The sequence below is a fragment of the Streptomyces sp. NPDC029956 genome, from assembly GCF_055574655.1.
In genome coordinates this window covers 42470-54430 of record NZ_JBVHZJ010000010.1, presented here as the reverse complement: position 1 = coordinate 54430, position 11961 = coordinate 42470, and the positions used below count along the sequence as shown (strand labels likewise).

General features: G+C 69.1%; 11 protein-coding genes. 3 read left to right on the top strand and 8 right to left on the bottom strand.

Going from position 1 to position 11961, the window contains the following annotated elements:
- The first annotated feature begins 170 nt into the window (after nucleotides 1–170).
- Entirely contained in the window at nucleotides 171–1115 is a 945-nt protein-coding gene (locus tag ACZ4XX_RS10540; protein WP_468507672.1) for a TerD family protein, read from the top strand.
- 93 nt (nucleotides 1116–1208) lie between these two features.
- Here the strand turns inward: ACZ4XX_RS10540 and ACZ4XX_RS10535 are convergent, their stop codons facing one another.
- The 6 genes from ACZ4XX_RS10535 to ACZ4XX_RS10510 form a co-directional block, all read right to left on the bottom strand.
- Nucleotides 1209–1949, bottom strand: a complete 741-nt coding sequence (locus ACZ4XX_RS10535; protein ID WP_209494706.1) for a TerD family protein — start codon at nucleotides 1947–1949, stop codon at nucleotides 1209–1211.
- Between the two features lie 133 nt (nucleotides 1950–2082).
- A complete protein-coding gene (locus tag ACZ4XX_RS10530) occupies nucleotides 2083–3231 on the bottom strand; it encodes a DUF475 domain-containing protein (RefSeq protein WP_468507547.1) in 1149 nt (382 codons plus the stop codon).
- 28 nt (nucleotides 3232–3259) lie between these two features.
- Nucleotides 3260–3835, bottom strand: coding sequence for a TerD family protein (locus ACZ4XX_RS10525; RefSeq protein WP_468507546.1), 576 nt, complete (start codon nucleotides 3833–3835; stop codon nucleotides 3260–3262).
- A gap of 82 nt (nucleotides 3836–3917) precedes the next feature.
- Nucleotides 3918–4493: a TerD family protein gene (locus ACZ4XX_RS10520; RefSeq protein WP_015033386.1), complete on the bottom strand. Its 576-nt coding sequence runs from the start codon at nucleotides 4491–4493 to the stop codon at nucleotides 3918–3920.
- Between the two features lie 219 nt (nucleotides 4494–4712).
- Entirely contained in the window at nucleotides 4713–5171 is a 459-nt protein-coding gene (locus tag ACZ4XX_RS10515) for a peroxiredoxin (protein ID WP_468507545.1), read from the bottom strand.
- A 163-nt stretch (nucleotides 5172–5334) separates the two neighbouring features.
- A complete protein-coding gene (locus ACZ4XX_RS10510) occupies nucleotides 5335–5757 on the bottom strand; it encodes a DUF3052 domain-containing protein (RefSeq protein ID WP_266891447.1) in 423 nt (140 codons plus the stop codon).
- Between the two features lie 418 nt (nucleotides 5758–6175).
- Here ACZ4XX_RS10510 and aceE point away from each other — a divergent pair, with 418 nt between their 5' ends.
- Nucleotides 6176–8908, top strand: a complete 2733-nt coding sequence (gene aceE, locus ACZ4XX_RS10505) for a pyruvate dehydrogenase (acetyl-transferring), homodimeric type (protein ID WP_468507544.1) — start codon at nucleotides 6176–6178, stop codon at nucleotides 8906–8908.
- 101 nt (nucleotides 8909–9009) lie between these two features.
- A complete protein-coding gene (locus tag ACZ4XX_RS10500) occupies nucleotides 9010–9777 on the top strand; it encodes a potassium channel family protein (protein WP_468507543.1) in 768 nt (255 codons plus the stop codon).
- On the opposite strand, the gene ACZ4XX_RS10495 is transcribed toward ACZ4XX_RS10500, so the two are convergent.
- Both ACZ4XX_RS10495 and ACZ4XX_RS10490 read right to left on the bottom strand, forming a co-directional pair.
- On the bottom strand, nucleotides 9758–10132 hold the full coding sequence (locus ACZ4XX_RS10495; protein WP_468507542.1) for a peptidase inhibitor family I36 protein: 375 nt from the start codon (nucleotides 10130–10132) through the stop codon (nucleotides 9758–9760). The genes ACZ4XX_RS10500 and ACZ4XX_RS10495 overlap by 20 nt on opposite strands.
- 192 nt (nucleotides 10133–10324) lie before the next feature.
- On the bottom strand, nucleotides 10325–11947 hold the full coding sequence (locus ACZ4XX_RS10490; RefSeq protein ID WP_468507541.1) for an MFS transporter: 1623 nt from the start codon (nucleotides 11945–11947) through the stop codon (nucleotides 10325–10327).
- Between the last annotated feature and the right edge of the window lie 14 nt (nucleotides 11948–11961).

Here is an 11961-nt window from a genome sequence, read left to right as displayed (position 1 = left end):
CCCCGTCTACCTCTCTGGAACCTGACGACATGTGGCCGGTAATAGTACGTAGGTGCGGGTGTCCACAGTTCCCTTCGAGCATGAAATCCAGGTAACTCGCCGGCGTCCGCCACGCCGTCCCGCGACAGGTGACGCCCCCGCGTTGTCCGCGGGTCTGCCGGGAGGGCAGGATTACGGTCATGACGCACGCGATGCTGAAGGGCTCCAACGTCCCTCTCGACACCGCGGCCGTACGGGCCGTGCTCCGCTGGACCCCGGGCTCCGGGGTCCCCGACGTGGATGCCTCGGCCCTGCTCCTGGGGCCCTCCGGCCGGGTGCGGTCCGACGAGGACTTCGTCTTCTACAACCAGCCGCGCCACCCTTCGGGCCTGGTGCGACGGCTGCCGAAGAAGCGTGACTCCAAGGGTCTCACGGACACCGTGGAAGCCGACCTCGGAAGCCTCGATCCCTCCGTCGACCGGGTGGTGATCGCGGCCTCCTCCGACGGCGGCACCTTCCGCTCGGTCTCCGACCTGCGGATCCTGCTGTACGACGCGACGGCGGGGCCCGAGGCCGAGGCGCTGGCCCTGTTCTCCGTGACGGCGGAGACGGGCGAGGAGACGGCCGTCATCTGCGGTGAGCTGTACCGCCGCGGGGACGGCTGGAAGTTCCGTGCCGTGGGTCAGGGCTATCCGACGGGCCTGGTCGGCCTCGCCACCGATTTCGGCATCTCGGTCGACGAGGACGCGCAGGAGGCGGCGCAGGAGGCAGCCCAGGCGGCCCAGAACGCCCAGAACGGCCCTCAGGGGGCCCAGGGCGGCTTCCGCGAGGTCCCGGGAGGTCAGGGCTCCCCCGGCGGGGCCCAGGAGGCCACGGCGGCCTCCGTCGCCTCTCCCGGCGTCGGCGACCCGGATCTCGACCTGACCGTGGTCCACACGCCGGTACCCGTGCCCCCGCAGCCGACCGTGCCGCCGCCCATGCCCGACCGGGCGCCCGCCTACGGCTACCCCCAGCAGCCGGCGAACGCCGCCCCGGCCCCCGCGTACGGCTATCCGCAGCCGGTCACCGCCCCCGAGCAGAACCCGGCACCGGAGTTCCGGATGCCGCCGATGGGTCCCCAGTTCGTCCGGTCCTGAGGGGCCCGGCGGCCCTGAGGGGCCCGGCAGCCCCGAGAGACCCGGCGGTCCCTCGGGGCGGTCCGGGGGCGGACCCGCGGACGAGGGCAACGGCTACGCCTTGGTCTTGTAGCCGCGCCCCCACTGGAGACCCCAGCCGTACAGCCGGTCCAGTTCGGCCTGGAAGCCGTACACGAACCGCACCTCGCGGCGGACCGTCAGCTCGCCCTTGGCGTTCTCCACGGAGAAGACCGCGCAGGAGCGGGCCTGCGGGGCACGCTCGTCGAGCTCGATCTCGATCCGGGGGCCGTTGCTCGGATAGAGCGTGATCTTGGCGTGCGTACGGTCGAAGGCCGGCGTCTGGTCGTAGATGTACACGAAGAACAGCAGGCGCTTGATCTCGTCCTTGTGGTCCAGATTGACGAAGATCGTCTCCCCGGAGGAGCCGCCGAAGCGGTCGTCGCCGCTGAGCTTCACGTACGGCGCGCCGTTCAGGTCCCCGAAGAAGCCGCCGAGCGGCTGCACCACGCCCTTGCTGCCGTCGGCGAGCTCGTAGAGACAGCCCAGGTCCAGGTCGACGTTGACCATGCCCTGGGTGTGCGCCTGCACGACCTCGGGCTTGAAGAGCTGGGACGGGTTGCGGAGCAGCCGGCCGCTCTGCCGGGAGCGTCCTTCGAGGTCGGAGGTCCGCATCCGCCAGGAGAGGTTCACCCGGAGGTTGCCGGTGGCGGCACCCTGTTTGGTGAGCGAGACGGACGGGCGCCGTTTCGTCAGGTCGATCGTGTTCGACGCGGCGCTGCCCGAGTCGAACTGCGACGCCGCCCGCCCCGGAAAAAGGTTGTCCCAGAAGGCCATGCCGCCTTCACCCCCCACTGATCGCCGGCCCCACTGTTCGCCGGCACCGCTGATCACCGACACCGCACATGCCTGCGGGGCGGCCGGGTGCACCGACCGCCCCGCAGTGAAGCGTTCCTCATTGCCGGGGGTGTCACACCCCGGACGTCACCTCGGTCTTGTCCCCCGCGGGACCCGACCCGCCCTCGGCCGCCGCGAGCGCCTTGTTGCGCCGTACGGAGGACCAGAAGGACCAGGCGATGAGGGCGACACCGATGAGACCGGTGATGACCTCGGGGATCTGGTAGCGGATGGACACCATGAGGATCAGGGCCAGCGCGCCGATCGCGTAGTGCGCGCCGTGCTCCAGGTAGACGTAGTCGTCGAGGGTGCCCTGGCGGACCAGGTAGACCGTCAGCGAACGGACGTACATGGCGCCGACGCCGAGGCCGAGCGCCATCAGGACGATGTCGTTGGTGATGGCGAAGGCGCCGATGACACCGTCGAACGAGAAGGACGCGTCCAGGACCTCGAGGTAGAGGAACATGAAGAACGCGGCCTTGCCGGCCAGCTGCACGACGCCGACCTTCTTGCCGCTGCGCTTGGCCTCCTCCTCGGCCTCGTGCTCGCGCTCCTCCTCCTCTTCGAGCTTGTTCTCGAAGAAGCCGGAGAGACCGCCGACGACGAGGTAGGTGATGAGGCCGAAGACGCCGGAGAGCAGAACGGTCGACGCCGCGTCGATGTGCGTTCCGCCGTGCTGGTGGGCCTGGGTCGCGAAGGTCATGGCGCTGATCGCCAGGACGACCAGGGCGATGCAGACCGACAGCATGTCGACCTTGCCGAGCTTGGCCAGCGGGCGCTCCAGCCAGCCGAGCCACTTGATGTCACGGTCCTCGAAGATGAAGTCGAGGAAGATCATCAGCAGGAACATCCCGCCGAAGGCCGCGATCGACGGGTGGGCGTCGGTGACGAGCTGCTCGTAGCGCTCGGCGTCGTTGAGCGCGAGATCGACGGCCTCGATGGGGCCGATCTTGGCACTGATCGCCACGATCACGACGGGGAAGACCAGCCGCATGCCGAAGACGGCGATGAGCACACCGATGGTGAGGAAGATCTTCTGCCAGAAGGCATTCATCTTCTTCAGGATTCCGGCGTTGACCACTGCATTGTCGAAGGACAGCGAGATCTCGAGGACACACAGGATCGCGACGATCCCGAACGCCTCCCACCCCCCGTAGAGCACCGCTGCGACCAGGCCGAGCGCCGTGATGGCGAACGACCAGCCGAAGGTTTTCAGAACCACTGTTTGCCCCATCGTGAATTACATGGCTTTACGAAACGTTGACCCCGAAGTCTAGAGCGATGCCCCTGAGCCCGGACGCGTACCCCTGACCGACCGCACGGAACTTCCATTCGCTGTTGTAGCGGTAGAGCTCACCGAAGATCATCGCGGTCTCCGTGGAGGCGTCCTCGGAGAGGTCGTATCGCGCGAGTTCCTGGCCGTCCATCTGGTTCACGACGCGGATGAAGGCGTTGCTGACCTGGCCGAAACTCTGGCCCCGGTTGTCTGCGTCATGGATCGACACCGGGAAGACGATCTTGTCGCAGTGGGCCGGCACCTTGGAGAGGTCCACGATCAGGGACTCGTCGTCCCCGTCGCCCTCTCCGGTGAGGTTGTCGCCGGTGTGCTCGACCGAGCCCTCGGGGCTGCGCAGCTGGTTGTAGAACACGAAGTACTCGTCCCCGAGCACCCGTCCGGCCTGACACAGCAGCGCGCTGGCGTCGAGGTCGAAGGGGGCTCCGGTGGTGGAGCGCGCGTCCCAGCCGAGCCCGACGAGGACCTGGGTGAGGTTGGGTGCGGCCTTGGAGAGGGAGACGTTGCCTCCCTTGGCGAGCGTGACGCCCATGATTCGTTTCCTCCCCGGTGGTGATGAGGCACGTCCGGCGCCGCACGGGATGTGCGGCGCCGGACGGTTCGAACGGTTCGGCTCAGACGTTGACGCCGAAGTCCTGCGCGATACCGCGCAGGCCCGAGGCGTAACCCTGGCCGACGGCGCGGAACTTCCACTCGTCGCCGTTGCGGTACAGCTCGCCGAAGACCATGGCGGTCTCGGTCGAGGCGTCCTCGGAGAGGTCGTACCGGGCGATCTCGGCGCCGCCGGCCTGGTTCACGACGCGGATGAACGCGTTGCGCACCTGGCCGAAGGACTGCTGGCGGTTCTCGGCGTCGTAGATCGACACCGGGAAGACGATCTTGGCTACGTCGGCCGGCACCGTGGCCAGGCTGACCTTGACCTGCTCGTCGTCACCCTCGCCCTCACCGGTGAGGTTGTCACCGGTGTGCTCGACGGAGCCGTCGGCGCTCTTCAGGTTGTTGAAGAACACGAAGTCCTGGTCGTTGCGGACCTTGCCCTCCGCGCTCACCAGGATGGCGCTGGCGTCGAGGTCGAAGTCCGTACCGGTGGTGGTGCGGACGTCCCAGCCCAGACCGACGGTCACAGCGGTGAGGCCAGGGGCCTCCTTGGTCAGCGAGACGTTGCCGCCCTTGCTGAGGCTGACTCCCACGAGTCCCTCCATGTGGTTTCCAGGGGCAGCGCCCCCAGTCGTGCGTTGGCATCGGATCAACGAGTGGATCCTAGTGACGGGTTCCCGCTCGAAACAGTCGATTCGCCCGGTCAATCCAGGTGTCGGGCCCCGGAAGGCTCCCGGGCCGCACCGCGGACCGGTCCCGGCTCGCGCCGCGGGCCGGTCCCGGCTCGCGCCGCGGGCCGGGACCGGCGGAGGTCAGATCACCTCGAGGGCCTTGACGTACTCGCCGAGGTCGCGCGCGTCCGGCAGGGCGTTCACGACGGTCCAGCGGACGACACCCGCCTTGTCGATGATGAAGGTGCCGCGCACCGCGCAGCCCTTCTCCTCGTCGAACACACCGTAGGCACGGGAGGCCTCGCCGTGCTTCCAGAAGTCGGAGAGCAGCGGGTACTCGAGGGATTCCTGCTCGGCGAAGACGCGCAGCGTGTGGATGGAGTCGTTGGAGACGGCGAGGAGCTGGGTGTCGTCGTTGACGAACGTCGCGAGGTTGTCGCGCAGCTCGCCGAGCTCCCCCGCGCAGACGCCGGTGAAGGCGAAGGGGTAGAAGAGCAGCACCACGTTCTTCTCGCCGCGGAAGTCGGAGAGCCGGACGGTGCGCCCGTGGTTGTCCTTGAGCGCGAAATCCGGGGCCTCGGTGCCGACCTCGATCGCCATCGCGTACGCATCCCTTCGGCGGGGCCCTGACCTTGGGCCGAATCGGTGAACCCCACCCTACGGCCTGTCCGCGCGAGCCCTCGCGAGGCCGGGCGGTCCGGCGGGCCCGCGCGCACGAAAGCCCCCGCCGGGGGACCGGCGGAGGCTTCTCGCAGCGTGGTGATCAGCGCTTGGGGGCGGTCAGGCGGGTGCCCGTCCAGTCCTTGGCGACGCTGATGCTCTTGGTCTGGGAGAGACCAGCTGTCTGCGCGGCATCGTTGATGTCGCTCGGCTCGATGTAGCCGTCGCGGCCGGTCTTCGGCGTCAGCAGCCAGATGGTGCCGCCGTCCTCCAGAAGACCGATGGCGTCCACCAGGGCGTCGGTGAGATCGCCGTCCTCGTCGCGGAACCAGAGGACCACGGCGTCAGCGACGTCGTCGTACTCCTCGTCCACGAGCTCGGCCCCGATGATGGACTCGATGCCTTCACGGAGATCGTGGTCGACGTCGTCGTCGTAGCCGATCTCCTGGACCACCTGTCCGGGCTCGAACCCCAGCCTGACGGCCGGGTTGGTCCGCTCCTCCGCGTGGTCCGCGGTCGCGCTCACGGCTTGCCTCCTGCTCATTCGGTAAATGCTTGGGCCGCACGTATGCGCGCGGCGCTGGCCGTAGTCCACACGTGCCGGGGTGGATCGCGCAAGTACCCGGCCGTGGAGACCGCCGAAACGGTGACGTTTGGGGCCGTCTCGCCGCAACTTCCGGCACTGCGGGGACCCCGCTCCGTGATCAGGCACACACGATTCATCCCGGTTTGAGGACTTCTGAGGTTTCAGTCTGCCGAACGCCCGGACGAAACGCATGCGCAGGTTGAGCGTAAGGTTGCGATTTGACCGCACCCAGACACGTGGAGGACACCGCTGGGGGTTACCCCTCGGTAAATGTGACGTCTGGCGCACACGGGGTACACGATGGACATCCCGACCACTTCGTGGCGTCGTGGGCACCACCGAACAGCGAAGGAAGAGCGTGGCTCCCGGATCCGATCGCAACCCGATCATCATTGGCGGCCTTCCCAGCCAGGTCCCGGATTTCGACCCGGAAGAGACCCAGGAATGGCTCGACTCCCTCGACGCGGCCGTGGACGAGCGGGGCCGTGAACGGGCCCGCTACCTCATGCTCCGACTGATCGAGCGGGCCCGCGAGAAGCGCGTGGCCGTGCCCGAGATGCGCAGCACGGACTACGTCAACACGATCGCGACCAGGGACGAGCCCTTCTTCCCCGGCAACGAGGAGATCGAGCGCAAGGTCCTCAACGCCACCCGGTGGAACGCGGCCGTCATGGTGTCGCGCGCCCAGCGTCCGGGGATCGGCGTCGGCGGCCACATCGCGACCTTCGCCTCCTCGGCCTCGCTGTACGACGTCGGCTTCAACCACTTCTTCCGCGGCAAGGACGAGGGCGACGGCGGCGACCAGATCTTCTTCCAGGGGCACGCCTCCCCCGGCATCTACGCCCGCGCGTACCTCCTGGACCGGCTGAACGACACTCAGCTCGACGGCTTCCGCCAGGAGAGGTCGAAGTTCCCGAACGGGCTCTCGTCGTACCCGCACCCGCGGCTGATGCCGGACTTCTGGGAGTTCCCCACCGTGTCGATGGGCCTCGGCCCGCTCGGCGCGATCTACCAGGCCCGGATGAACCGGTACATGGAGGCGCGCGGGATCGCCGACACCTCCTCGTCGCACGTCTGGGCCTTCCTCGGCGACGGCGAGATGGACGAGGTCGAGTCGCTCGGCCAGTTGTCCATCGCCGCACGTGAGGGCCTGGACAACCTCACCTTCGTCGTCAACTGCAACCTCCAGCGCCTCGACGGCCCGGTCCGGGGCAACGGCAAGATCATCCAGGAGCTGGAGTCGATCTTCCGGGGCAACGGCTGGAACGTCATCAAGCTGATCTGGGACCGCTCCTGGGACCCGCTGCTCGCGCAGGACCGCGACGGCATCCTGGTCAACAGGCTGAACACCACCCCGGACGGCCAGTTCCAGACGTACGCCACGGAGACCGGCGGCTACATCCGCGACCACTTCTTCGGCGACGACCACCGGCTGCGGGCGATGGTCGAGGGCATGAGCGACCAGCAGGTGCTGCACCTGGGCCGCGGCGGTCACGACCACAAGAAGATCTACGCGGCCTACGCGGCGGCGAAGGCGCACGCCGGCCAGCCGACGGTGATCCTCGCCCAGACCGTCAAGGGCTGGACGCTGGGCCCGAACTTCGAGGGCCGCAACGCGACCCACCAGATGAAGAAGCTGACGGTCGACGACCTGAAGCGCTTCCGCGACCGGCTGCACATCCCGGTGACCGACCGGCAGTTGGAGGACGGCCTGCCGCCGTACTACCACCCGGGCCGGAACTCCGAGGAGATCCAGTACATGCACGACCGCCGCAAGGCTCTGGGCGGGTACGTCCCCACCCGGGTCGTGCGGGCGAAGCCGCTGGTCCTCCCCGACGACAAGACCTACGCGGCCGCCAGGAAGGGCTCGGGGCAGCAGTCGATCGCCACCACGATGGCCTTCGTCCGCATCCTGAAGGACCTCATGCGGGACAAGGAGATCGGCAAGCGCTTCGTGCTGATCGCCCCCGACGAGTACCGCACGTTCGGCATGGACGCGTTCTTCCCGAGCGCCAAGATCTACAACCCGCTGGGCCAGCAGTACGAGGCGGTGGACCGCGAACTCCTGCTCGCCTACAAGGAGTCGCCGACCGGCCAGATGCTGCACGACGGCATCTCCGAGGCCGGCTGCACGGCCTCACTGATCGCGGCCGGTTCGGCGTACGCCACGCACGGCGAGCCGCTGATCCCGGTGTACGTCTTCTACTCGATGTTCGGTTTCCAGCGGACCGGCGACCAGTTCTGGCAGATGGCCGACCAGCTGGCCCGCGGCTTCGTGCTCGGCGCCACCGCCGGCCGGACGACCCTGACCGGCGAGGGCCTCCAGCACGCGGACGGCCACTCCCACCTGCTGGCCTCGACCAACCCGGCCTGTATCGCCTACGACCCGGCGTACGGATTCGAGATCGCGCACATCGTCAAGGACGGTCTGCGCCGCATGTACGGCTCCGAGGCCGAGGACGTCTTCTACTACCTGACCGTCTACAACGAGCCGATCCAGCACCCGGCCGAGCCGGCGGACGTGGACGTCGAGGGCATCCTCCAGGGCATCCACCGCTTCAAGCCGGCCGAGGCGGGCACCATCCCGGCGCAGATCATGGCCTCCGGTGTCGCCGTGCCATGGGCGATCGAGGCGCAGCGAATCCTCGCCGAGGAGTGGAACGTCCGGGCCGACGTCTGGTCCGCGACCTCCTGGACCGAGCTGCGCCGCGAGGCCGTGGCCGTCGAGGAGCACAATCTGCTCCACCCGGACGAGGAGCAGCGCGTCCCGTACGTGACGCGGAAGCTCCAGGGCTCCGAGGGTCCGTTCGTGGCGGTCTCGGACTGGATGAGGGCGGTGCCGGACCAGATCTCCCGCTGGGTGCCGGGACCGTACGGCTCGCTGGGCGCGGACGGCTTCGGCTTCGCGGACACGCGCGGCGCGGCCCGTCGCTACTTCCACATCGATGCCCCGTCGATCGTGCTGGCCGTGCTGACCGAGCTGGCCCGCGAGGGCAAGGTCGAGCGCTCGGCCCTGAAGCAGGCGGTGGACCGCTACCAGCTGCTCGACGTGTCGGCCGCCGATCCGGGCGCCGCGGGCGGCGACGCCTGATCCGGTAACCCTCGGGCGGTTCTCCGGTAGCACAGCGCACCTGGTGAGGGGCGGTGGGACCTCGGTCTCGCCGCCCTTCGGCGTTCTCTACGATTCCCCGCATGAGGGATCGCTGGGAAGAACGCACACAGGCACCGCTGCTCGTGCTGGCTGTGGCGTTCGGCGTCGCCTACGCCGTGCCGATCGTGGCTCCCGACGCCGCGCCCTGGGTGCACCGGCTGTGCACCCATGTCGAGTGGGCGGTCTGGGCTGCCTTCGCCCTCGACTATCTGGTCCGGCTGGTCCTCGCCCCGGCCCGCTGGGCCTTCGTCCGCTCCCACCCCCTCGATCTGCTCGCGGTCCTGCTGCCGATGGTGCAGCCGCTGCGGCTGCTGCGGGTCGTCTCCACCCTCCTCCTGGTGGGCCGGCGGGCCCGGATGGCTCCTCAGATAACGCTCACCACCTATGTGGCGGGCGCGGTCGTCGGACTGATGATGTTCGGCTCGCTGGCCGTGCTGCACGTCGAGCGGGACGCCCCCCACGGCAACATCAAGACACTCGGGGACGCGGTCTGGTGGTCGTTCACCACGATGACCACGGTCGGCTACGGCGACCACGCCCCCACCACGGGTCTCGGGCGGGTCCTCGCGGTGGGCCTGATGCTCTCGGGCATCGCCCTGCTCGGTGTCGTCACCGCGAACATCGCGGCCTGGTTCATCTCCCGCTTCGACCGCGACGACGCGGTGGAGCGCCGCCAGACCGAGCTGTTGGAGGCTCTGACCCTGGAGGTCCGCGAACTGCGCGCGGAGGTCGCCCGGCTGTCGGCTCCGGCCGGGGCTCCCGGACCGGAGCCCCGGGACGTCCCGGCGCCTACCGCTCCCAGATCTTGAACGCTCTGACCTCGTAGGGCGTCTGCGGCACCCAGGTCCCGCGCCCCGGGTAGGTCTCGAACTCCCCCGCCTCCGCGCACTCGGCGGACTGGTACGTGGTGACCGGCCGTCCCGTGCGGTTGGCGAGGGACTGGGCCGAGGTGCCCGGCGGCAGCGCGATGCAGCTCTCGATGTCGGTCGTCGCGAGCTCGTGGCTCTGCGCCCTGCCCTTGAAGTCGGGCTTGGGCCAGAGACAGAGCCGCCCCGGCCCGCAGGCCCCCAGAGCGGTCCCGGACGGCGCGGCCGCCGCCGGGACGGCGAGGAAGGCGGTCAGGACGGCCGCGACGGCCAGTGCGGTCTTCGTATACACGTACATGCTGATGAACCCCCGTTTGGTGACTCTCTGTAATCAAAAGCATGGCGGAGGTCACCCGCAGACGGAAGAGGGGCCGCCCCCGTTCACGCGAACGGGTGACGGCCCCCTACGGGAACCCTGCGGACAGGCGGACAGGCCCCTGCGGGCAGGCCCCCACGGACGGGAAGCCCGCGGACGGGAAGCCCGCCGACGTCAGATGTGACCGCCCATGCCGCCCGCCTCCGCGTTCTCGCCGCGCTTGGTGAGCGTGGCGACGAGGGCCGCGACGACGGCGACGACACCGGCGACGGTGAAGGCCAGGCCCATGCCGTCGAGGAAGGTGTCGTGGATGACGCCGGTGATCTGCTGGAGGAGATCGGGGGTCATCCCCGGCGCCTGCGCCAGCTCCGGCGGGGCCATGCCGAACTCGGCGGCCTGCTCGAGCTGCGGGTTGACCGGGGCCGGGATGCCGGCGTCCTTCCAGTTGCCCTCGAAGGCCCCGGCGACCTTGGAGGACATGACGGCGCCGAGCACCGCCGTACCGAGCGCGCCACCGACCTGCATGGCGGCCTGCTGGAGACCGCCGGCCACGCCGGAGAGCTCCAGCGGCGCGTTGCCGACGATGACCTCGGTCGCACCGACCATGACGGGGGCGAGCCCGAGGCCGAGCAGGGCGAACCAGAGGGACATGACGAAGGTGCCGGTGCCGGCGGAGAGCGTGATCATGCCGAACATCGCGACGGCCGTGCAGACCATGCCGCCGACCAGCGGGACCCGCGGGCCGAACCTGGTGATCAGCGCGCCCGCGAGCGGCGAGGAGACGATCATCATCGCGGTCAGCGGCAGCAGGTGCAGACCGCTGTCGACCGGGCTGAGGCCCTTCACACCCTGGAGGTAGAAGGTCACGAAGAACAGGCCGCCCATGAAGGCGAAGGCCATCAGGACCATCAGCACCACACCGGCCGAGAGCGGCACGGAACGGAACATGGCCAGCGGGATGAGCGGCTCCTTGACCTTGGTCTCCCAGAAGGCGAAGACCGCGAAGAGCAGCACCGCGCCGAGCAGACCGCCCCAGGTCTTGCCGCTCGACCAGCCCCAGGACTCGCCGGCCTTGATGAGGCTCCAGACGAGGGAGGCCATGGCGCCGGAGAGCAGCAGGATGCCGAGGACGTCGAAGGAGCGCGGCGCGTTCTCCGCGCGGTGGTCCTTGAGGATGACCAGGCCGAGGACGAGCGCGACGATGCCGACCGGCACGTTGATGAAGAAGACGGACTGCCAGCTGACGTGCTCGACGAGCAGGCCGCCGACGATCGGGCCGCCCGCGGTGGACGCGCCGATGACCATGCCCCAGATGCCGATGGCCATGTTCAGCTTCTCGGCGGGGAAGGTCGCGCGCAGCAGGCCGAGCGCGGCCGGCATGAGCAGGGCCCCGAAGAGGCCCTGGAGGATGCGGAAGGCGATCACGGCCCCGATGGAGTCGGAGAGGCCGATGGCGCCGGAGGCGAGGGCGAAGCCGGCGATGCCGATGAGGAAGGTCTGCCGGTGGCCGAAGCGGTCACCGAGCTTGCCGGCGGTGATCAGGGCGACGGCCAGCGCGAGCAGATAGCCGTTGGTGATCCACTGGACCTGGGCGAGGGAGGCGCCGAGGTCGGTCTTGATGGCGGGGTTGGCGATGGCGACGATCGTGCCGTCGAGCGCGACCATCATCACGCCGACCGCGACGCCGAACAGCGTCAACCACGGATGGCCACGCAGTCCCTTCGCCGGGGCCGGTGCGGGTTCCCGGGCGTCCCCCTGACCCTGCGGGGCCTTTTCCACGGTGGTCTGACTAGTCATGCGAACGAGGCTAG